The sequence below is a fragment of the Haloarcula sp. JP-L23 genome, assembly GCF_011602445.1.
Classification (GTDB): domain Archaea; phylum Halobacteriota; class Halobacteria; order Halobacteriales; family Haloarculaceae; genus Haloarcula; species Haloarcula pellucida.
The window spans coordinates 1,157,619-1,176,820 of sequence record NZ_CP050014.1 but is presented as its reverse complement, the minus strand read 5'-3'; the positions used below and the strand labels follow the sequence as shown (position 1 = coordinate 1,176,820).

The 19,202-nt window shown below is 66.1% G+C and carries 23 protein-coding genes; 9 read left to right on the top strand and 14 right to left on the bottom strand.

Features of this window, described 5'->3' with window-relative positions:
- Positions 1 to 21: 21 nt before the first annotated feature.
- The gene (locus G9465_RS05990; protein ID WP_166968295.1) at positions 22 to 297 is read left to right on the top strand and encodes a ubiquitin-like small modifier protein 1; all 276 of its coding nucleotides are present in this window, start codon (positions 22 to 24) and stop codon (positions 295 to 297) included.
- Here the strand turns inward: G9465_RS05990 and G9465_RS05985 are convergent.
- Positions 294 to 689 (bottom strand): MoaD/ThiS family protein, encoded by a 396-nt coding sequence (locus G9465_RS05985; protein ID WP_166968294.1) that lies wholly within the window; start codon positions 687 to 689, stop codon positions 294 to 296. The two genes, G9465_RS05990 and G9465_RS05985, sit on opposite strands and share 4 nt — an antisense overlap.
- Positions 690 to 780: 91 nt before the next feature.
- On the opposite strand from G9465_RS05985, the gene G9465_RS05980 reads away from it, so the two are divergent.
- The 3 genes from G9465_RS05980 to G9465_RS05970 are packed head-to-tail and all read left to right on the top strand — an operon-like array spanning position 781 to position 1,822.
- Positions 781 to 1,149: a hypothetical protein gene (locus G9465_RS05980; RefSeq protein ID WP_166968293.1), complete on the top strand. Its 369-nt coding sequence runs from the start codon at positions 781 to 783 to the stop codon at positions 1,147 to 1,149.
- Between the two features lie 53 nt (positions 1,150 to 1,202).
- A complete protein-coding gene (locus tag G9465_RS05975) occupies positions 1,203 to 1,457 on the top strand; it encodes a hypothetical protein (RefSeq protein WP_166968292.1) in 255 nt (84 codons plus the stop codon).
- 2 nt (positions 1,458 to 1,459) lie between these two features.
- Positions 1,460 to 1,822, top strand: a complete 363-nt coding sequence (locus G9465_RS05970) for a hypothetical protein (protein WP_166968291.1) — start codon at positions 1,460 to 1,462, stop codon at positions 1,820 to 1,822.
- Here the strand turns inward: G9465_RS05970 and G9465_RS05965 are convergent.
- The 5 genes from G9465_RS05965 to G9465_RS05945 form a co-directional block, all read right to left on the bottom strand.
- The gene (locus G9465_RS05965) at positions 1,812 to 2,174 is read right to left on the bottom strand and encodes a hypothetical protein (protein ID WP_166968290.1); all 363 of its coding nucleotides are present in this window, start codon (positions 2,172 to 2,174) and stop codon (positions 1,812 to 1,814) included. The two genes, G9465_RS05970 and G9465_RS05965, sit on opposite strands and share 11 nt — an antisense overlap.
- A 75-nt stretch (positions 2,175 to 2,249) precedes the next feature.
- Positions 2,250 to 4,193: an aldehyde ferredoxin oxidoreductase family protein gene (locus G9465_RS05960; RefSeq protein WP_166968289.1), complete on the bottom strand. Its 1,944-nt coding sequence runs from the start codon at positions 4,191 to 4,193 to the stop codon at positions 2,250 to 2,252.
- 108 nt (positions 4,194 to 4,301) lie between these two features.
- Positions 4,302 to 5,285, bottom strand: a complete 984-nt coding sequence (locus tag G9465_RS05955) for an ABC transporter ATP-binding protein (RefSeq protein ID WP_227015730.1) — start codon at positions 5,283 to 5,285, stop codon at positions 4,302 to 4,304.
- Positions 5,282 to 6,262: an ABC transporter permease gene (locus G9465_RS05950; protein ID WP_166968288.1), complete on the bottom strand. Its 981-nt coding sequence runs from the start codon at positions 6,260 to 6,262 to the stop codon at positions 5,282 to 5,284. Before G9465_RS05950 ends, G9465_RS05955 begins: the two co-directional genes overlap by 4 nt.
- A 48-nt stretch (positions 6,263 to 6,310) precedes the next feature.
- Positions 6,311 to 7,381 (bottom strand): extracellular solute-binding protein, encoded by a 1,071-nt coding sequence (locus G9465_RS05945; protein ID WP_166968287.1) that lies wholly within the window; start codon positions 7,379 to 7,381, stop codon positions 6,311 to 6,313.
- A 65-nt stretch (positions 7,382 to 7,446) separates the two neighbouring features.
- Here G9465_RS05945 and G9465_RS05940 point away from each other — a divergent pair, with 65 nt between their 5' ends.
- Together G9465_RS05940 and G9465_RS05935 are read left to right on the top strand one after the other, a co-directional pair.
- Positions 7,447 to 8,154, top strand: coding sequence for a TOBE domain-containing protein (locus G9465_RS05940; protein WP_166968286.1), 708 nt, complete (start codon positions 7,447 to 7,449; stop codon positions 8,152 to 8,154).
- 4 nt (positions 8,155 to 8,158) lie between these two features.
- Complete coding sequence (locus G9465_RS05935; protein ID WP_166968285.1) at positions 8,159 to 9,250, top strand: putative sulfate/molybdate transporter; 1,092 nt, start codon at positions 8,159 to 8,161, stop codon at positions 9,248 to 9,250.
- Positions 9,251 to 9,256: 6 nt separating this feature from the next.
- Here the strand turns inward: G9465_RS05935 and G9465_RS05930 are convergent, their stop codons facing one another.
- A complete protein-coding gene (locus tag G9465_RS05930) occupies positions 9,257 to 9,439 on the bottom strand; it encodes a hypothetical protein (protein ID WP_166968284.1) in 183 nt (60 codons plus the stop codon).
- Positions 9,440 to 9,602: 163 nt separating this feature from the next.
- Here G9465_RS05930 and G9465_RS05925 point away from each other — a divergent pair, with 163 nt between their 5' ends.
- Positions 9,603 to 10,001, top strand: a complete 399-nt coding sequence (locus G9465_RS05925) for a hypothetical protein (RefSeq protein WP_166968283.1) — start codon at positions 9,603 to 9,605, stop codon at positions 9,999 to 10,001.
- 13 nt (positions 10,002 to 10,014) lie between these two features.
- On the opposite strand, the gene G9465_RS05920 is transcribed toward G9465_RS05925, so the two are convergent.
- The 4 genes from G9465_RS05920 to G9465_RS05905 are packed head-to-tail and all read right to left on the bottom strand — an operon-like array spanning position 10,015 to position 15,507.
- A complete protein-coding gene (locus tag G9465_RS05920) occupies positions 10,015 to 11,031 on the bottom strand; it encodes a cytochrome b/b6 domain-containing protein (protein ID WP_166968282.1) in 1,017 nt (338 codons plus the stop codon).
- Positions 11,028 to 11,408, bottom strand: coding sequence for a hypothetical protein (locus G9465_RS05915; RefSeq protein WP_166968281.1), 381 nt, complete (start codon positions 11,406 to 11,408; stop codon positions 11,028 to 11,030). Before G9465_RS05915 ends, G9465_RS05920 begins: the two co-directional genes overlap by 4 nt.
- Positions 11,405 to 12,067 (bottom strand): 4Fe-4S dicluster domain-containing protein, encoded by a 663-nt coding sequence (locus tag G9465_RS05910; RefSeq protein WP_166968280.1) that lies wholly within the window; start codon positions 12,065 to 12,067, stop codon positions 11,405 to 11,407. Before G9465_RS05910 ends, G9465_RS05915 begins: the two co-directional genes overlap by 4 nt.
- An 11-nt stretch (positions 12,068 to 12,078) precedes the next feature.
- Complete coding sequence (locus G9465_RS05905) at positions 12,079 to 15,507, bottom strand: molybdopterin-dependent oxidoreductase (protein WP_166968279.1); 3,429 nt, start codon at positions 15,505 to 15,507, stop codon at positions 12,079 to 12,081.
- Positions 15,508 to 15,750: 243 nt separating this feature from the next.
- Between G9465_RS05905 and G9465_RS05900 the strand changes: the two genes are divergently transcribed.
- Together G9465_RS05900 and G9465_RS05895 are read left to right on the top strand one after the other, a co-directional pair.
- Entirely contained in the window at positions 15,751 to 17,892 is a 2,142-nt protein-coding gene (locus G9465_RS05900; protein ID WP_166968278.1) for a hydrogenase iron-sulfur subunit, read from the top strand.
- Positions 17,889 to 18,515 carry a molecular chaperone gene (locus G9465_RS05895; RefSeq protein ID WP_166968277.1) on the top strand — a complete coding sequence of 209 codons (627 nt, stop codon included), beginning with the start codon at positions 17,889 to 17,891 and terminating at the stop codon, positions 18,513 to 18,515. The genes G9465_RS05900 and G9465_RS05895 overlap by 4 nt, the downstream gene beginning before the upstream one ends.
- Here the strand turns inward: G9465_RS05895 and G9465_RS05890 are convergent, their stop codons facing one another.
- The 3 genes from G9465_RS05890 to G9465_RS05880 are packed head-to-tail and all read right to left on the bottom strand — an operon-like array spanning position 18,516 to position 19,165.
- On the bottom strand, positions 18,516 to 18,749 hold the full coding sequence (locus tag G9465_RS05890; protein WP_166968276.1) for a hypothetical protein: 234 nt from the start codon (positions 18,747 to 18,749) through the stop codon (positions 18,516 to 18,518).
- Positions 18,742 to 19,017 carry a hypothetical protein gene (locus G9465_RS05885; protein WP_166968275.1) on the bottom strand — a complete coding sequence of 92 codons (276 nt, stop codon included), beginning with the start codon at positions 19,015 to 19,017 and terminating at the stop codon, positions 18,742 to 18,744. Before G9465_RS05885 ends, G9465_RS05890 begins: the two co-directional genes overlap by 8 nt.
- Positions 19,007 to 19,165 carry a hypothetical protein gene (locus G9465_RS05880; RefSeq protein ID WP_166968274.1) on the bottom strand — a complete coding sequence of 53 codons (159 nt, stop codon included), beginning with the start codon at positions 19,163 to 19,165 and terminating at the stop codon, positions 19,007 to 19,009. The genes G9465_RS05885 and G9465_RS05880 overlap by 11 nt, the downstream gene beginning before the upstream one ends.
- Between the last annotated feature and the right edge of the window lie 37 nt (positions 19,166 to 19,202).

Below are 19,202 nucleotides of genomic sequence, written 5' to 3'. Positions count from 1 at the left end.
CCGTGTCCCTAGCACCCGGACATGGAAATCGAGTTGCGATTCTTCGCGAACTTCCGCGCGACCGTCGGCCAGAAGATACTCCACCGGGAGTTCGACGACGGCGCAGACGCGGGCGACGTCCTCCGGGCACTCGGCGAGGAGTACCCCGACATGGAACTGTTCGAGTCAGACGACACGCTCCGGCAGTACCTGACGATTCTCCGGAACGGACGGGACATCGAACACATAGAGGGCCTCGAAACCACGCTCGAAGACGGCGACGAACTCAGCGTCTTCCCGCCCGTCGCCGGCGGCTAACAGCAGAAGATGAACGGATAGAGGAGGCCGATACGCTCGCCGCCGTCGAGTTCGGTGTCCAGTCCGTCCAGATGTTCGTTGAACTGCCCGTCGACGGTGACGCGGGCGTAACACCGGGTCTGGTCGCCCTCGGGGTTCTTCTCCCACGTCCCGGGCAGTGACTCCAGTTCCGGCGCCCATCCCTCGGTGGCGGCGTCGGACTCCGTCTCGGCGATGAGGAGGTCGGCCACGTCGTAGCGCTCACAGAACGCTTCGAGGAACGCCCGGAGCGTCGTGCCCTCGAAGGTAAAGTCCATGTGTGGCTCGCCGACGGCGTCTCTGACGTGACCCGTACATCGGACCTCGACGGTCGTCCGGGCCCGCTGTGTCCCCTCGTGTGCCGTCCCGTTCATGGAGGCGGCTAGGGCCAGCGCGGCTAAAACGGTGGGTGCGAACACGTTCGGTCGGGACCGGGTTTAATTGCCCGCGGCTCCAGCAACGAGTATGGAGGACATCGAACTGGGGATTCCGGCGGGCATCGTCGACTCCTTGCCGGCCGACGGCGAGGACGCCAAACAGGACATCCAGCGGGCCATCGCCGGATGGGAAGGCGACATCAACGCGGCGCTCGACAGCGACGACCCGGCGAGCGCCGTCGTCGACCTCGTCGAGTACTTCGAGGACCGCTGGGAGGCCTACGATGAGTACGTCATCGAGTTGCGGGCGTGGGGCCAGTCGCCCATCTACGCGATGGTGTGGCGTGACCTCACCGCGTCGATTATCCAGCAGATATACGACCACGCCGACCTCGCAGACCGCATCGACCGCGAGCGCAACGCCCGCATCGTCGACGACGGTATCCGCCCCGGATGACCCGGCACACGCGCCCCGAGGCGTTTAATCACGGCGGTGCCTAACGACTCGCGATGCGCCGAGAACGGAGCTTCCGCGGTATCTCGATGCGGCTGGCACGCCACTATCTAGAGGGCCTCGGCGGGGAGGAACGCGACGAGACCACCGTCGTCGCCGACGACTGGACGGCCGAGCTGTCGGCCGAGAAGGTCGGTATCGGGCCGACCATCGAACTGACCGAGGTGACCGTCGTCTTCGAGGGCGACGAGGAGACGCTAGACCCGCTGATAGAGCGGTTCGCCCAGAAGGCGATGCGGGCCGGCGGGTAGCGATGAGCGACCACCCCATCGAGGCACAACTCGTCCTCGTCGCGGGCACCCACGCGAGCGTCCCGCTGGACCGTCTCCCCAGCCTACTGGAGGGGGCCCAGCGCTACGTCTCGGACCATCGCACCGAGTACGAGCGGCGCTACGAGCGTATCGAGGGAGCCAGAGACGCCGACTACTACTGCGTCGAGACGGGGTACTGGGCGTCGGTCGGGGAAGAACTCGGGTACGGCCGACGGGAGTGGGAAGCGGTGCGGCGCGCCCACGAAGCGCAGTTCGAGCGGGACGGCCGGCGACTCGACAGAGAAGCGGAGTTCGAGTCGACGCTGGACCTCCGCGAAATCGTGGCCGTCGACGCTACACGCTGAGCGTCTCCAACACCTTCTCGGAGAAGTCGGTCTGTGAGAGGTCGCCGTTGTGGAGACCGTCGAACCACTCGGCGTCGACGTACCAGTAGCCGCGGACCTCGCCCTCTAGGTCGTGGACGGTGGCCTCGACGTCCGCCCCCGACCAGTCGTCGGCGTGGAGGTCACGCAGGACGTTGATGACGCGGCCGATCTCCGAGTGGGGGACCGACCCCTGCTCGGCCGCGATGGACTCGTACGTGACCGCGTAGGTGTTCTCGTCCTCGCGCTCTTCGAACGTCTGTACGTAGACGCCGTGGCTCGTCAGTCGGGACTCGACCTGAAACTCGAAGTCGTCGAACTCGTCTTTGTGCATCAGTACTCACAACGTCCGCGGTTCACTCCGTTCACCGCGTCGGTTCGAGGGAGTTTCCCTACGGTCACTCCCTCGCTAGTCGTCGCTCGGTGCGGCCGCGCCGCCGGAACTGACGCCGGTACCCGGCCCGACGTCGATGCCGAGTTCGTCCAGTTTCTCGTCGGGGACGACGCCGTCCTCCCAGTCCCGGACCTCGTAGTACTCGTCTTTCAATTTGTCCAGTTCGGCGAGTTCACCCTCGGAGCCGCCCTGCGCGGGGATGGCGTTCGCGTTGCCCTCGACGAACCGGTCCGGCAGGTCGTCGTCGCTCCCGTCGAAGCCCACGAGGTTGTTGTAGTAGCGTTCGAGGTTGTAGATGCGCTCGCCGGCCTCCATCAACTCCTCCTCGGTGACGTCCAGTCCGGTCATGCCGTTGTACTGGAGGACGTACTCCTCGATGCCCTCCGCGAAGGCGTTGAACTTGCAGATGTCGAAGGAGTCGCTGATGGCGTGGAGGTCCTGGAAGGTGGCACACAGTTCGCCTTTGCCCTCCCACTCGCGCGGGTCGACTTTCTCCGGGACGCCGAGAATCTCGGCGGCCGGGGTGTAGCCACGCAGGTGGCAGGCCCCGCGGTTGGAGGTGGCGTAGCCGATGGCCATCCCCTTCATACAGCGGGGGTCGTAGGCGGCCATCGTCTGGCCCTTCACGGCCAGCGAGTTCTCGCTGGCGTCGAACTCCTCGGCGAGGTGGCTCGGTCCCTCGGCGAGGTGGTCCGCGAGTTCGCCGTCGCGGTGGCCGATGGCGTCTATCATGTCTATCATCGTGTCGGCGTCGCCCCAGTCCAGACCGTCGCCGAGGCCGTCGAGTTTGCCCTGTTCGGTCATCTCCATGGTCATCGCCATGGTGTTGCCCACGTCGATGGTGTCGACGCCGACGTCGTTACACCGTTCGAGCATCACGGCGATCTTATCGCGCTCGACGTGCCCGGAGTTCGGGCCGAGCGCCCACGCCGACTCGTACTCGTAGGACTCGGTGCGGACGTTCATCTCCTCGCCCTTGTGCATCGCCTGCACCTCGACTTCCTTCTTGCAGGCGACCGGACAGGAGTGACAGGTCGGTTCGTCGACGAGGATGTTCTCCCGGACGTTCTCGCCGGAGACGTCTTCGGAGTCGATGATGCGCTCGCCGTCACCCTCCGTCTCGGACATCGAACGGGTCGAGGAGTACTTCGCGTTCTTCGTCGGGAGGCCGTCTATCTCCTCGGTGAGGTTCATCAGGACGTTGGTGCCGTACAGCGAGAGGCCGCCCTCGTTCGGCCCGGTGATGTCCGACTCCTGGATGACCTGCATCGCCTGCTTGTGGCCCTGCTGGAACGTCTCCTTGTCCTTCGGTTTGGGCATCCGGGTCGGGGACTTGACGACCACGGCCTTGAGGTTCTTGTTGCCCATCACACAGCCAGTGCCACCGCGCCCCGATGCCCGGTCGTCCTCGTTGATGATGCAACCGTACTTCACCTCGTTCTCGCCGGCCGGACCGATGGCCATCGTCGAGAGGTTCTTGCCGTAAGACCCCTCTACCTCGTCTTCGATGTCGTCCATCGTGTCGTGGACGCCCTGTCCCCAGAGGTGCGAGGCGTCGCGCAGTTCGACTTCCCCGTCTTCGACGACGGCGTACACCGGACTGTCGGCCTGCCCCTCGAAGAGGAGGCCGTCGAACCCGGCCCACTTCAAGCGCGCGCCCGACCAGCCACCGTGATGGGAGTCGGTGACGGTGCCCGTCAGCGGCGACTTCGTACAGATGGCGATTCGGCCGCTCATCGTCACCTGTGTCCCTGTCAGCGGCCCGTTCATGAACGCCAGCAGGTTGTCCGGGCCGAGCGGGTCGACGTCCGGCCCCTGGTCGAAGACGTACTTTACACCCAAGCCGCGCGCGCCGATGTACTTCTTCGCGTCCTCCTCGTCGATGCCCTCGTAGGCGATATCCCCTTCTCCGAGGTCGATTCTCGCTACGTGGTCCTGAAAGCCGCCGAGGTCGGTCATGAATATCTGTGTAGAACAGGGCGGGCTGTTCACTTAACGATTTGTGCTAGTTTTCGGGTTCGTAGTAACTACTCCGCCGTTGCCACCGGTTTCTACGATGGCGGCCCGTTACTCTTCGACGGGCCTCGGCGAACAGGAGTGGACGCGGTCCGGGTTCACGGACGCCCAGACGTCGGCGCCGACAGTCGGCGGGTCGTCGGTGAACGCGTCGATAGTTCGTCCATCGAGCGACAGGACCACCCTGTGTGTCGCGTCCTCGCGGACGACGCGTTCGACGGTCGCCTCGAAATCGCCGCTCGTCCCGTCGACCCGGACGGCCTCCGGCCGGAACGTAACGTACTCGTCGGTGGCCCCGTCGACGGCGTCGCGGAGCGACGGGACGGCCGACAGCGGGACCGCGTTCGCACCGGTGAACTCGGCGACGACGGGGGAGGCTGGCCGCTCGAACACCGTCTCCGGCGTCCCGGTCTGGACGACCCGACCGTCTCGCATCACGGCGATACGGTCGGCGATGGCGCGAGCGGTCGTCCGGTTGTGCGTGACGTAGACGGCGGTCACGTCCGCGAGCACGTCGGCCAGATCGTCACGGAGGGACTGGCGCGTGGGCACGTCGAGCGCCGCGAGCGGTTCGTCGAGCAGCATGACCGACGGTCGAACGGCGAGTGCCCGGGCCAGCGCCACGCGCTGTTTCTCGCCGCCCGAGAGCGTCGGTGGGTAGCGGTCGGCAAGGTGGTCGACGCCGAGTTCTGCGAGGAGGGCGTCGGCGTCCCGCGTCTCGTCGTGGTACTTCGTGCCGTACTCGACGTTCTCCGTGACCGAGAGGTGCGGGAACAGCGCGTAGTCCTGAAAGACGAAGCCGAAGTCGCGGTCCTCGGGTGGGACCTCTGTGAGTTGGCGGCCGTCGAACTCGACGAACCCGTCGTGGTCGTGAAAGCCCGCGATTGTCTCTAGCAGGAGGGTCTTCCCGCTGCCGCTGGGGCCGAGAATCACGAGCGTCTCGCCTGCCTCGACGTCGACGCTGGCGTGGACGGTGAAGGCGTCGGCCCCGTCGGCGGTGAACGTCGCGCCGACGTCGGCGTGCAATCCCGTCACGGCATCCCTCCGGTAATCGTGCCGTCGTCGGTCAGGTAGCGGACGACGAGGAAGATGAGCGCCGAGACGCCCAGCAGGAGGAAGGCGACGGCGCCGCTCTCGTCCAGTCCGCCCTGCAGGTAGGTGTTGTAGACGAACACCGGTGCGTGCTGGGCAGTCACCCGCTTGCCGGCGGGTGCGTAGAAGAACTCCACGCTGTAGGCGACGACGGCGACGGCGCCGAACTCCGAGACGGCCCGCGCCCACGCGAGGACGCCGCCGGTAACCATCCCCCGGACGGCCAACGGCGCGGTGACGCGGCGGAACGTCTCCCACTGGTTCGCGCCGTGGATGCGCGAGGCGTAGGACAGTCTATCGTCGATGGTCTCGAACGCCTCTCTGGTGGTGTTGACGGCGTAGGGCGCGGCGACGAACGTCATCGCCAGCACCATCCCGACCATCGACCCCAGTACAGAAATCCCCGGGAAGGCCCCGCCCTGCCCGAAGCCAAAGAGGACGATGATGCCGGCGACGGAGTGGGGGACGACCAGCGGCAGGTCGACCAGACTCTCGACGAACTGCTGGCCGGGGAAGCCCTCGGCCAGCAGGTGCGCAAGCGGCACGCCAAGCAGGAGACTGAGGAGCGCCGCCAGTAGCGGCCCGTAGACGCCCAGATACAGCACGCGGTGGACGTCCGGATCCAGCGCCTTCTCCGCGACGAGCGACGGCGACTGGCGCGCGACGAACATGAACAGCGGGAGGCCCAGCGCGACCATGAGGAGGCTTCCGACGGTGGCCGTCGCCACGGTGAACGAGGATCCATCGAGCACGTAGGCGGTGACTGCGGTACTCCCGACGAGGAAGTAGGCGTACCACGTCGGGCGGCCGTAGGCGTACGCGGCGGCGAACGCGGCCACCTGCACGGCGATGAACGTCGCGACTAGGGAGCGCCGGGTGACCGCCTCGCGCGCGAAGCGCGTGTCAGTTCCTGTCGCCATGGTCGGTGGTGGGGTCGGGTCGGGCCGTGACCGGACTGCTGGCGGACGTCATAGCTCCAGTGGGCCGAGTGCACGCTGGGCGCTCGCGACGTCCATCACGCGGTCGGGAACGCTGTCGGACCCGCTCTCCGGGACGACGATGGGGTCGACCGGCACGAGGCCCTGCTCTTCGAGGACGGTCCGGCCGGCGTCGGTCGCGAAGTACTCGACCCACTGCGCGCCGCGCCCGGGTGCCTCGGCCACGTCCGGGACGGTGATACCGTAGGCGATGGGCGCGCCGGTGAACGTCCCGCTCCCCGTCTCCACTTCGGCTTTCGCGTAGTGTTGGGCGTACTCGCTGGTGGCCTGCGAGAGGTCGACCTCTGGCTGGAGGTCGATGAACGGCTTGCCCGACGTGCTGGAGATAGACTGGTAGTACATCACGTAGTCCAGTTCGCCGCTCTCCAGTTGGCCCTCCAGATTCGTCTCGGTCCCCGTCGGGACGACGGAGTTGTCCCGAAGCTTCTGGTAGGTCGACTCGTCGTACAGTCGTTCGCCGTCGAACGCCTCTTTGCCGAGTTGCTGGGTCATCACCGCGCGATACCCACCGGGGTCGACGGCCGGGTCCGAGTGGCCGATGCTGACGTCGTCGCGGCTCAGCACCTCCCACCAGTTGTCCGTCGAGATGTCGCCGGCGCCCGGCGAGTCCTCGCGGTACTGTATCGACATGGAGTTGGTCGTGAAGATGGCGTACCAACTGCCGTAGTCCGGCAGGACCCGGTTGCGGATGAGGCGAAAGTCCGAGACGCCCAGTACGTCGGCTTTTCTGCCCTGCTGGGTTATCTTCTGCGTCGAGGCCACCGACCCCTTCGCCTCGCGGGTGACGCTGACGCCGAACTCGTCCTCGAACTGGGGTTCGACCGCGCTGAACGGCGGTGCGAGCGACCCGGCGTGGAAGACGGTCGTCGAGTCGGCCATCTGGCCGCCAGACGCGGCGGTCGTCGCACCGCCGTCGCCGTTCCCGCCCCCGTCACTGCCACTGTCGGCACTACTGTCCCCGCTACACCCCGCGAGTCCGAGGGCCGCTGTCGCGCCGACGCCGCCGAGGAACGCGCGTCTGCTTCGCCGGTGTTTCGGCATGGATACATCGGTATTGTTACTAATCGTTCATAACGGTTTTCCCGGACGGCGTGACAGTTGGTTGTATGGACGCCAGCGTCGACGCGCAGTTACAGGCCGACGGCGTCGCCTTCACCGCGGCCGACGCCGAGTTGCTCCGGGCCATCCGAGACGCCGGGTCGGTCGCCGGAGCGAGCGAGATTCTCGGTCGCTCTAGAGCGCGGGCACTGGACCGCATCGAGACGCTCGAAGCGGCGTACGGACCTCTCGTCGACCGTCGGCGCGGCGGCGCGACCGGCGGCGGGAGTGAACTGACGGAGACGGCCGCGGAACTTCTCTCGCGGTTGGTTCGCCTGCAAGCGACGCTCGCGGGGACAGCCAGCGTCGAGGAGTGTGTCGTCCCCGGACGCGTGACCGAACGGGACGGCGAACTCGGCGTCGTCGCCACCGACGCTGGCGACGTGCGGGCGCGACTGGTGGCACGCGACGGCGGGGACCTCCCGGACGTCGACTCGCCGGTGCAGGTCAGCGTCCGGTCGGACGCGGTAACGCTGCACGCGCCAACGGACGCGCCTGCCGCCGAAGGTACGAGCGCGCGAAACCGGTTCGAGGGGACCGTCGTCGACGTCGACGAGGGCGCGACCGTCGTCTGTGCGACCATCGACATCGGGGCGCCCGACTCGCTGTCGGCACTGCTCACACACGAGAGCCTCGACCGACTCGGCCTCCGTCCCGGGAGTCGGGTCGTGGCCTCGTTCAAAGCGACCGCCACCCGGGCGATAGCGGCCGACTGAGTCGATGGCCTTCTCTATCGACTACCGCGAGGACGCTCGGTTCGACGTGGCGTGGCACGAGGTCACCGGCGCTGTCGGCGACTCCGCGACGGTCCTCCCCGTCGTCGTCGCCGTCGCGATGCTGACCGACCTCTCGCTGCCGGTGATGTTGTTGTGGTTCGGTGCCATGCAGGTGGTCTGGGGGCTGTACTACGGGATGCCCGTCTCCATCGAGCCGATGAAGGCGCTCGCGGCGCTCGTCGTCGCCGGGGCCGTCTCGACCGGCGAACTGGTCGTCGCCGGCCTGTTGCTCGGCGTCGTCCTGCTGGCGCTCGGGTGGACCCGAACCCTCGAAACCGTCGAGCGGTACGTCGGCACCGTCGTCGTCCGGGGCGTCCAGTTCGGCGTCGCGCTCGTCCTGTTCGAGACGGGCCTCGGACTGGCTGGCGGGGACCTGCGACTGGCGGCACTCGCGGTCGGCGTCGCCGTCGCGTTGACCGTCGGCGGCTACCGCTCGGTGAGCGCGCTCGCCGTGTTTGCCGTCGGCGGGGTCGTCGCCCTCCTGTCGAGTGGGATGCCCACGCCGGCGCTCCCGTCGCCCGACGCGATGCTCACGCTCCCGGCGGCGGACCTGACGGTCAGAAGCGTCGAGGCCACGCTGGCGCAACTGGCGATGACCGTCGGGAACGCGGCGCTGGCGACGTCGGTGTTGCTCGGGGACTACTTCGACGGCGACGTCTCGGCCGACCAGCTATCGACGAGCATGGGCGCGATGAACCTGCTTGCGGTACCGCTGGGCGGGTTTCCGATGTGTCACGGGAGCGGCGGCGTCGCTGGGAAGTACGCCTTCGGCGCGCGGACGCCGGGTGCGAACGTCGTCCTCGGCGTCGGCTACGCGCTCGTCGCGGTGCTCACGGTGGGACTGGTCGCCGCGTACCCGACCAGCGTCCTCGGCGTCATTCTGGCGCTCGTCGCGGTGCAACTCGGTCGGACGGGCCTCGGCGAGGCGGATTCGACGCTCCCAGTCGTCGCTATCGGCGTCCTCGGCGTCCTGACCAACCTCGGCGTCGCCTTCGTCGTCGGCGTCGTCGGCTACCACGCGCTCGGCGAGCGGTGACGCCCGCTACGCGAGGAACTCCACGCCCAGTGCGAGCAAGAACACCAGTGCGACGAGCATCGCCGACACTTGGAGCCACCGCGACCCGCTCTCTTCCGTGTCCGATACCACTTTCGCGAGTGCCCCCAGCCCGACGATGGCGACGCCGACGGCGAGGACGAGGTATATCGCGTTGAGTATTCCCGCCATGTGTTGACAGTACACGTAGCATCGGTAACAAATTTTCCCCCGCCCGACAGCTCCGGCCGGCCGTCAGCAGCCACGGACCGACTTCAGCGGGTTCGGTGGCTGGCGCGGAGTGTGCTATCAGCCTGCACAACAGTCATACCGCAGTACACCGTACGGTCTTGACATGCGGCTGGAACTGCGGGTCTGTAAGCACTGTTTCGAGGGAGACCACGGCAACGAGCAGAAGACGGCCGTCACACAGGACATGGTCGCCTGCGCCCGGCAGGTCCGGGAGTACAAGGACCTCGTCGGCCTCGACGGCGTCTACGTCACGATGGTCGAGGAGGGCGACCCCGGCGGCGCCGAGGCCCTGAACGTCATCGTCGCCAGCATCGAGGGCGACCAAGTGGCGCTGTCCGATACACAACTCGTGATGGAGGACGGCGACGGGAACATGCTGGTCTACCCCGAACCGAAGGACATCCTGCAGGTGCTGACGCGGAATCTAGACCAGATACAGGAACAGACACGGCAGGACGTCGGCGTCGACCTCTCGCCGGAAGGGAAGGCTATCGTCTCATAAAAGGGAACGCGGCTCAGTCGTCCGATGGGTCCTCGCGTCCGCCGTCGGTGGCGGCGGGTCCTTCGCGTTCTTCCTCCATCTGGCGCTCCCAGCGGACGCGCAGGACGTTGCCGTACATCGAGAGGACGAGTCCGACGCCGAGCACGAGGATGCCGACGTTGATACCGATGGTCAGCAGGACGCTCGTGGGTCCGCCGCCGATGGCGAGTTCACGGGGCACCGGATAGCCCTCGTCGAAGATGCTCCCGATGAGCACCGAGACGATACCGATGACGGTCAGCGCACCGAATATCGAGGACATCGTCCGCCACGACGGCGAGAGCGACAGGCGCTCGATACCGGTCGTCTCCGGTTCCTCGTCCTCGTCGGCGTGGTACTCGGGCACCATGCTCCGGGGGATGAACGCCTTCGTCTCGACGGGGTAGAACGCGGGGTGGAACCCGTGTTCGAAGACGTGGAACATGACCCCCATCAGCATGATGACGCCGAGGAGGCCGTGGAACGTCACGAACGCCAGCGCGGCGCCCTTCGTCTGGAACATCGCCGCCAGCCCCGTCTTGCTCCAGATGAGCAGGCCGGAGATGGCAAGCAGCGTCAGTTCGATAGAGAAGATGAACACGACGCCCTTCCCGATGTACGACAGGAGCGGCACTTCGTCGGCCTTGTAGCCGGCGAACTGCCGGGCGTTGGGGTGACGTTCGTCGGCCCGGCCCAGCATGAACTGGACGTCCTGGACGAACGCGTCGACGTCGTCTTTCCCCGGCAGTATCTGGCTGAAGTTCCCTCGCCCGGTCGGCGAGATTATCTGCAGGACGATCCAGAACACGATGAGCGCGATGAGGCCGATGCCGGTGAGACGGTGGATAGCCGTGACGCCGCTGGCACCGCCCATCGCCGCGAGCAGCCACCACAGTTCGTCGTTGAACATGATGGCGTAGCCACTGAAGAACAGCAGGAACACGTCTAAACCGAGGAGCGAGTGGAACAGCGTCGTCACGCGCGTGAACTTCCCGTGGTCTAAGTTGCTCATTCTTGCTCACCCCCGTCGGCGGCGACGGCCTCGCCGCGCTCCTCGCCCGGTTGGCGCATCCGGTCGGCGAGGCGTCGGAACGCCGCCCAGTGGAGGAACACCATCACGAGGATGAACGCCCCCATCAGCACGTCGGCCGCGTGGACGAGTGCGATGAGGAAGTCGAGCGCCGGGATGGTGTTACCAGCCACCCAGTCCGATCCGATGCCGCCGCCTTCGACGGTCGGGTTGACGCGGTACAGCGACTCGTAGAAGATGTCGAACCCCTGTGCCCACCAGACCGACAGCACCGCGACGAGGAGGCCGACGACGGCACTGATGGCCACGTGTGACCGGGCGTAGCCCGACACCTCCGGCGTCTCCTGTCGCCCGCTCATTGGAACTCACCCGACTCTTCGCCGAAGATGATGTTCATCGCCTGGTCGTTGAAGAACACCCCGCTGTCGCGGTGTTCCAGTTCGTCGGCTATCTCGCTCGGCGTCCCGACGAGGATGGCGTCGGTCGAGCACTCTTCGGCACAGGCCGGCCCCTTGCCGACGTCCTGCCGTTCCTCGCACATGGTACACTTGTCCATCGTGTTGCCGCCGCCGACGAGGTTCGCGGCGCCGGTCCCCTGATCGGGGAACTGCGGGGCGCCGAACGGGCACGCCGAGAGGCAGTACTGACAGCCGATACAGAGGTCGTCCCGGACGCGGACGAAGCCGTTGTCCTTCTTGATGAGGGAGTCGGTCGGACAGACCGAGACACACGGCGCGTTCTCGCAGTGGTAACACTGCATCGGGATGGCCGTCTCGCCGGGGTTCTCGCCCTGCTCCATCGCCCGGCCGCTACTGGCGTTGAACCCGGGCGCGCCCTCCTGTCCTTCGAGCATCGTGGCGATGCTGATACGTTGCTCGTTGCGGGGGACGTCCCACGTCCGCTTACACGAGACGACGCAGCCGCCACAGTCGATACACGCTTCGACGTCCGGGAAGATACGGGCGTCCTCGCCCGTACTCATGACGCCGTCGCGCATCACTTCATTTCCTGTTGACATGTCATATCACCTCATTGCACCGTCGAGCTGTCGCGGACGTCGAAGTCTTTCTGCGTGCCGATGTCGTTGCGGTCCTGCGGGAACTGTAGGTCGACGTCCATGTTGAGTTCGTTCAGCAGGCTCTCGGTCGCCGGTCTGACGGCGACCATCGCCACTTTCGTCTCCTGCATCTGGGTCTCGACGTCGTAGCCACGCGACGTGATGGCGTTTGCCGAGTCCCCGATAGCGTAGGGGACGGTTCCGTCGGGGTACTTGTCCTCCAGACTGTTGCCCTTGAAGACGCCGGCCCAGTGGAACGGGAGGAACACCTCCCGGTCGTTGGGCCGGTTCGTGACGCGGGCCTTGACGAGCACCGAGCCACGGTCCGTCGAGGAGATGACGATGAGGTCACCGCCGTCGACGCCGAGTTCCTCGGCCATGTTCGGCGTTATCTCGGCGTACATGTGGGGCTGGAGGTCGGCCGTGTGGATGTTCGACCGCGTCTCGGAGCCACCACCCTGATGTTCGACCTGCCGGCCGGTGGTCATGATGGTGTCTAAGTCCGGCCCGTCGCTCTGGTTGTGGATGATGTCCATCGCCCGCTGCTGTTCCTTGGCGTTGTTCTGGTCGAGGCGGTAGAAGTTCCGCTGTTGGCCGTTCGCGGGCCACTCTTCGACCAGTTCGGGGAACGGGCTCTCGATGGGTTCGCGGTGGACCGGCACCTTGTCGAGGAAGTTCCAGACGACGCCGCGCGCGCGGCCACGACCGGTCGGCGCGTCGACCTGCCGGAAGTCGTACTGCTCGTAGAAGGACGCGTCGATGTCCTGCGTCTCCTGAACGTACTGGGTGAACTCCTCGCTGGTCGTCCCGGTCCACTCGAACTCGGGGTTGTCGATTTCGAGGGCCGGTTCGTTCTGGCCGCTTCCGTATCCCAGCGGGTCGTTCAGATGCAACGCGGCGGTGTACACCGACCCGTTCTTCGACAGCGCGTGTTGCTGTGGGATGGTGAGTTGGTCGGCCCGGGTCTGTTTGCCGGGATCCAGCAGGCTCTCGGGGAACGTCGTCTTCCATCCGGGGTACTCCGGGACGCCGTGGAACAGGCCGTCCTCGGCGGAGTCACGCGGCCCCGCCCACTCTGGGTCGTACGGCGCACGGGTCAGGTCGAGCGCCTCTTCCTGACTCTCGTAGCGGTCCCCGACCGCGTCCAGCGTCGCCTCGAACGGGTACGGGTCCTCCGTGGGCATCGCGTCCCACTCCTCGGGCGTCGGCGCCTGCACGCCCCATCTGGTCCGGAAGTCCTGTCCCCCGTTGTTGGGGTTCAGGTCGTCGTTCCAGATGATGGGCGTGCCCGGATGGCCCTCGCCCCAGCAAGGCCACGGGAGCATCCAGTACTCGCCCTCGACGGGCGTCCCTTTCGCGCCCCGCAGGGTCTCACTGGAGAACGCGTAGTCGTACTCCAGATGCTGCTGGAGGCGTTCGGGGTCCTGCCGGTAGCCGATAGTCATCGTGCCGAGGTTGAACTCCCGGACGACGGCCTCGTAACTCGCCTTCCCGTTGTGGATCTCCTCGCCCTCGCCCCAGTCGAAGTGCTCGCCGAAGCCCAGCGCGGCGGCCAGTTCCTGCATTATCTGCAGGTCCGGCTTGGAGTTGTGGGCCGGCGGGCGCACCGGTTGTGACCACTGGGTCGCCCGGTGCGTGTTGGTCAGCGAGCGGTAGTGTTCGTACTGACTGGAGGCCGGCAACAGGAGGATTGGCGGGCCCTCCTCGAAACTCGGGAGGACGCTCGCCACCGAGGGGAACACGTCGCAGACGACCAGCAAGTCGAGGTTCTCCATCCCCTCTTTCATCTGCTCCATCTCGCTGATGGAGTTCGCGGAGTGACCCCAGAAGAACGCTATCTTCACCTGGTCTGGCTGGTAGATAGGCGTCTCCTGATACCGTATGTCCTGAGGCAGTGCGGCCTCGAACCACCGGGCGACCGTCAGCCCGTTCTGGAACATCATCGAGTTGTCCGCCGGGAACGAGGCGTCGATGTCCTCGTTGCCCTCCGCGACGGCGCTCTGCCGGACGTAGAGGTCCTCCGGCATCAACTCGAACTTGTCGTACATCTCGCGGAACGAGGTGGACCCGCTCGTGTAGGGGCTCTTGTCCCACACGTCGGCCCACCACGACCAGCCACCGGGGCTCAGGCCGTAGTACCCCGGCAGGATGTGGCTCGCGACGGCGAGGTCGGTCGCCCCCTGCACGTTGGCGTGGCCACGCATCACCTGCAGACCGCCGCCGCTCCGGGCCGCCGACCCGGAGGCCAGACTCAGTTCGGCGTACGAGCGGATGTTCTGGGTCCCGTTGTTGTGCTGGGTCCCGCCCATCGCCCACTCTATCTGGACGTGCGGGCGGGCCTCGTTTATCATGTCACTGATGCGCTGGATGTCCTCGACGTCGACCCACGTGATTTCCGAGACCGTTTCTAAGTCGTACTGGTCGAGTTCGGCCGCGACGTCTTCCCAGCCCTGTACCCGGTCTGTGAGCATGTTCTGCCCAGTGTCGTCGGCGTCCGGGTCCACCGCGAGACCGTGGCGGTCACGGAGGTCCTTGATGACCCCCATCATCAACGCCACGTCCGTGCCCGGGCGGAACCGGACGAACTCGTCGGCGTGGGCCGCGGTCTTGGTGAACCGCGGGTCGAGGACGAGAATCTTCCCGCCCCGCTTCTGGCCTTCGAGGATGTGTTGCATCGCGATGGGGTGGGCTTCGGCCGGATTCTGCCCGACGATGATGTCGAGGTCGTAGTTCCGGTAGTCGTTGACCGTGTTGGTCATCGCCCCGTAGCCCCACGTGTTCGCGAGGCCGGCCACCGTCGTCGAGTGACAGATACGCGCCTGATGGTCGACGTTGTTCGTGCCCATGAACGCCGCCAGTTTCCTGATGGCGTAGGACTCCTCGTTGGAGTGGTGGGCGCTGCCGAGCAACATCACGCTCTCTCTGCTGTGTTCTTCGTCTACGTCCACCGCATCGCTGGGCGAGACGTCCGAATCCGGCCAGAGCGCCCGAATGTCGGTGGCGAGGCGGTCGTAGGCCTCGTTCCAGCCGATCTTGCGCCACTCGCCGTTCTCCTGAATCATCGGGTGTTTCAGGCGCTTCTCTGAGTGTTCGGTCTCGTAGATGCCGGCGCCCTTCGAACAGAGCGACCCGGCGTTTACCGGGTGCTCCTTCCACGGTTCCATGCCGACGAACGAGTCGCCCTCACGTTCTCCGTGGAACCCGCAACCGACCGAACAGTAGTTGCAGATGGTCTTTGAAAGCTCCGTGCCCGTATCCGCACCCTCGGGCTCGTCACCTGTACTCTGAAGCGCCTGTCCGGCGCCACTGACCCCGAGTGCGACCGCACCTGCGAGTGCGCTCGCCTTCATGAACGACCGTCTGTCGAGGTCTAACGAAACTGGTTCTTGCTGTGTACTCATGGTATGTTCTCCCCCGCTTGTCTTTCACCGCGGTACGACGCCATCGGGACTATATACATTGTCAATTCCTACCTTGTCAATAGTTACCAGCAATCTATAATAAAACATCGTGAACATTTCATGTCGCACGGGCAGCATTTTTTGGCAAACCTAAACCAGAAGACGGTAACCCGGCCCTTACAGGCAGTTAGGCGGTGAAATCACCCGCAAACGATATCACTTTGCCATGTTTTTTCATGTGTAATGAACACAGGTGCCTTCGTGTGTTCGTGTGGGGGCTCGTGCGACATCGACCTAGAGACGGTCCGCGAGGGCGTCTCAGGGGTCGACGTAGTCGCGAGTTCCGAGTTGCTCTGTCAGGACGGGCGCGGCGCGATGTCGAAAGTCATCGACGGCTACGACCTGGACCAACTCATCGTGACGACGCCCGAACCGTCGTGCCAGGACCGAATCCGGTCGCTGGCCGACGATCACGGACTCCACCCGGACGCGACACAGTTCGTGGACCACAGAGAGACCAACGCGTGGGTCCACGACGAGGCCGAAGCGACAGAGAAGACAGCCAGACTCATCAACGCCAAGCAGGCGGGCCTCCAGCACGAGGCCATCACCCGGAGCGTCTCGAAAGACGCGGGCAACCGCGTGGCCGTCGTCGGTGACCCCGACGCCGCGACATCGCTCTCCGAGGCGGCCGACGTGACACTCATCGCCGACGGGCGCGAGTTCGCCGAGGTCGAAGGACTCGGCGACGTGACCGTCGAACGCGGCCGCGTCGTCGGCGTCGACGGCTCGTTCGGCGAGTTCGAACTCACGCTCGAAGCCCGGGTCACCGACGACTGCATCGACTGCATGGCGTGCGTCCACGAGGGCCCCGACGGGATGGTCACCGAGTACCCCGTCGACGTCCACCCGGACGCGCCCGCTGGCGAGTGGCCCGACTGCTGTCCGACCGACGCCATCGACCTAGACGGGGTGACACGCACTGTCGAGTTCGACCAGGTAATCTACCCCGGCGGCCGCGACGACGCGCGGGGCGGCCGACTCGGCTACTACACCGGCCCAGTGGACGCGGGGACTATCGCCGCCGTCGAGTCCCAACTCGGCGGCATCGAGAAACCGCAGTTCCTCGACCTCGAGATGGACGTCTGTGCGGCCGGCGCGTCGAGTCAGGAGGGCTGTACGGCCTGTGTCGACGCCTGCCCGCACGGAGCGGTAGACCGGCCCACCATCGACTCGGTCGAGTTCGACCAGACGGCCTGTCAGGACTGCGGGGCCTGTACGAGTGCCTGTCCCACCGGCGCGACGATGCTCCGAGAGCCCTCCAACGAGCGCATCGCGCGCGAGGTGGAGGCGCTACTAGAGGGCGAGGAGGACGACGGCGGTCTGCTCTCCCGGGGCACGGCACCGGCCATCGACACGCAGGTCGTCGCGTTCGTCTGTTCGGAGTACGCGGCCGAACGCCTCCGCGCGCACGGACGCCGCGCCGCCCGCAGCGACGACGACCTCGACTACCCACCCATCCTCCCGGTCCGAGTCAACTGCACCGACACCGTCGGCGAGGCCCACGTCATGCACGCGCTCGCGGCAGGGGCTGACGGCGTCGCTATCGTCGGGTGCGGTGGCTCGTGTCTCCACTCCGGGCCGGACCCGAAACAGGACCTCGTCGACCGACTCAACCGAGCGACACAGGACCTCGGCCTCGGTGAGCGGGTCGGCTTCTTCGCCCCCGAGGCCGGCACCCCCGAAGCGTTCGTCGAGGCCATCTCCGGGTTCGTCGAGTTCGGGTTAGACGAGACGCCGGTGCCCGCCGGCGACTACGAGGCGACCGGACGCATCGACGCCGACTGGGTGACAGAGCGGGCCAACCCCTCGTTCGACAGTCACGGCTGGACGTTAGAGAGCGTCCGGGCCATCCTCGACCACGTCGACCCCGACCGGGAGGTGATTCGCGGCCTGAAAGACTTCGGCCTGATGGAGGTGAACGACGCGTGTACGCTCACGCCGACGTGTACGAACCTCTGTCCGACCGACGCCATCCGGCGGACCGGCGAGGGCGAGTTACAGTTCAACCACGAGCGGTGTGTCAACTGCGGTCTCTGCGAGGAGGGGTGTCCGGAGACGGCCATCACGATGGAGACGGGCCTCGACCTCGGTCTCCTCCCGGAGAACCGCGACGGCGAATCGTGGCAGACTGTCCACGAGGACGAGATGATGGAGTGTGTCCGCTGTGGCAAAGCGTTCACGAGCGTCGCCTCCGCGGAGAAGATAGAGGAGGAAGTCGGCGAGGTGGTCGCGGGACTGGCACCCGAGTCCGACCACAGCGTCTTCGAGTACTGTGGCGACTGTCGGAGCCACCTGCTGTTCGACCAGGGGGGTCGACGATGAACGACGCGGCCGTCTACGAGGCGCGCCTCGAACTGATAGATTTCGTCATCGAAGTGTTCTGGGACACACCCAGCGAGACGTTCGTTGAGAAGTTGCTCGGCGACGAAGTGGCGTTGCCCGAAGAGTCGATCAACGACCCGATGGACGAGGGATTCGAGATGCTACAGACGTGGTTGGACGAACAGGCGGGCCGCGACCCGGCGGTCGTCCAGAAGGAACTGGAGCGAGAGTACACCGACCTCCTCGTCGGTCCGCGCCCGCCGGTGTTGCCTCACGAGACCCACTACCGGGACGATACGGAGTTCATCGGCGAAGGCCTCGCAGCGGTCGAAGCCAGTTACGGTGCCGCGGGATGGGCCTCGCCGGAGGAGTACCCCGAGGAGGACGACTTCATCGCCGTCGAGATGGCGTTCCTCCGCTACCTCGTCGACGCACAACGAGCGGGCCGGGAGGAGACGGTCGGCTTCGAGCGAGTGTTCCTGAACGAACACCTGAACGTGTGGATAGACGACTTCGTCGCGGAGATGCGCGAGGAGGCCGACGACGGCCTGTTCCTCGCGGCGGCGCTGGTCTGTCAGGGGCTGGTCGAGTTCGAGAACGACATCGTCGGCCAGATAGGGTAGCTACCGAGCCCCGGCGACGAGGCCGACGCCGGAGACGAAAGCGACCGCAAGCAGGGCCTTCACCGTCGGGACGAGCAAGGCGAGCGCCTGTTCCATGAGAAAAAGCGAGCGCCAGGTCCCGACCGTCTCGGCGTAGATAGCGATAGCGCCCGCGCCGGCGACGAGGACACAGAGCAGGATCACCGAGGCGGCCGCGGTCAGGCCGAACGGGTTGCCCTGCAAGCGCTCACGCATCGGGAATCACCCGCCGACCGACGACGAGGACGACGAACAGCGGCACCAACACGACCAGCAACCGGCTGACGAACAGGCCGATGAAACTGATGGTCGACTCGAGGTGGATGGCCCAGTGCCACGTGCCCTTTATCTCGGCGAGGAGGCCGACAGTCCCGACGACGAGCAACGACAGCGCCAACAGGGCCGCCAGCACGTACACGGTGATACGGACGTAGCCGAGGAGCGCGGCGGCGTCGAACTGCTCCCCGGACTGCTCAGTCGCCACGGTCCACCTCCGAACGGTAGTGTTGTCTATATATATCGTAGGTAATGACGGCGACGACGACGACCCCTATCGCGAGGAACATGGCACCGGCATCCGGGGATAGCGGGAGGTCTATCCCCGTCCGAGAGTGTATGGGTGTGAGCCCCATACAAACCAAGTACGGCACGAGCGACAAAACGGTTGCG

Bases quoted from the DNA above. Each gene is read 5' to 3' on its own strand.
- G9465_RS05990 (WP_166968295.1), top strand. From the start codon at position 22: ATGGAAATCGAGTTGCGATTCTTCGCGAACTTCCGCGCGACCGTCGGC.
- G9465_RS05985 (WP_166968294.1), bottom strand. From the start codon at position 689: ATGAACGGGACGGCACACGAGGGGACACAGCGGGCCCGGACGACCGTC.
- G9465_RS05980 (WP_166968293.1), top strand. From the start codon at position 781: ATGGAGGACATCGAACTGGGGATTCCGGCGGGCATCGTCGACTCCTTG.
- G9465_RS05975 (WP_166968292.1), top strand. From the start codon at position 1,203: ATGCGCCGAGAACGGAGCTTCCGCGGTATCTCGATGCGGCTGGCACGC.
- G9465_RS05970 (WP_166968291.1), top strand. From the start codon at position 1,460: ATGAGCGACCACCCCATCGAGGCACAACTCGTCCTCGTCGCGGGCACC.
- G9465_RS05965 (WP_166968290.1), bottom strand. From the start codon at position 2,174: ATGCACAAAGACGAGTTCGACGACTTCGAGTTTCAGGTCGAGTCCCGA.
- G9465_RS05960 (WP_166968289.1), bottom strand. From the start codon at position 4,193: ATGACCGACCTCGGCGGCTTTCAGGACCACGTAGCGAGAATCGACCTC.
- G9465_RS05950 (WP_166968288.1), bottom strand. From the start codon at position 6,262: ATGGCGACAGGAACTGACACGCGCTTCGCGCGCGAGGCGGTCACCCGG.
- G9465_RS05945 (WP_166968287.1), bottom strand. From the start codon at position 7,381: ATGCCGAAACACCGGCGAAGCAGACGCGCGTTCCTCGGCGGCGTCGGC.
- G9465_RS05940 (WP_166968286.1), top strand. From the start codon at position 7,447: ATGGACGCCAGCGTCGACGCGCAGTTACAGGCCGACGGCGTCGCCTTC.
- G9465_RS05935 (WP_166968285.1), top strand. From the start codon at position 8,159: ATGGCCTTCTCTATCGACTACCGCGAGGACGCTCGGTTCGACGTGGCG.
- G9465_RS05930 (WP_166968284.1), bottom strand. From the start codon at position 9,439: ATGGCGGGAATACTCAACGCGATATACCTCGTCCTCGCCGTCGGCGTC.
- G9465_RS05925 (WP_166968283.1), top strand. From the start codon at position 9,603: ATGCGGCTGGAACTGCGGGTCTGTAAGCACTGTTTCGAGGGAGACCAC.
- G9465_RS05920 (WP_166968282.1), bottom strand. From the start codon at position 11,031: ATGAGCAACTTAGACCACGGGAAGTTCACGCGCGTGACGACGCTGTTC.
- G9465_RS05915 (WP_166968281.1), bottom strand. From the start codon at position 11,408: ATGAGCGGGCGACAGGAGACGCCGGAGGTGTCGGGCTACGCCCGGTCA.
- G9465_RS05910 (WP_166968280.1), bottom strand. From the start codon at position 12,067: ATGTCAACAGGAAATGAAGTGATGCGCGACGGCGTCATGAGTACGGGC.
- G9465_RS05905 (WP_166968279.1), bottom strand. From the start codon at position 15,507: ATGAGTACACAGCAAGAACCAGTTTCGTTAGACCTCGACAGACGGTCG.
- G9465_RS05900 (WP_166968278.1), top strand. From the start codon at position 15,751: ATGAACACAGGTGCCTTCGTGTGTTCGTGTGGGGGCTCGTGCGACATC.
- G9465_RS05895 (WP_166968277.1), top strand. From the start codon at position 17,889: ATGAACGACGCGGCCGTCTACGAGGCGCGCCTCGAACTGATAGATTTC.
- G9465_RS05890 (WP_166968276.1), bottom strand. From the start codon at position 18,749: ATGCGTGAGCGCTTGCAGGGCAACCCGTTCGGCCTGACCGCGGCCGCC.
- G9465_RS05880 (WP_166968274.1), bottom strand. From the start codon at position 19,165: ATGGGGCTCACACCCATACACTCTCGGACGGGGATAGACCTCCCGCTA.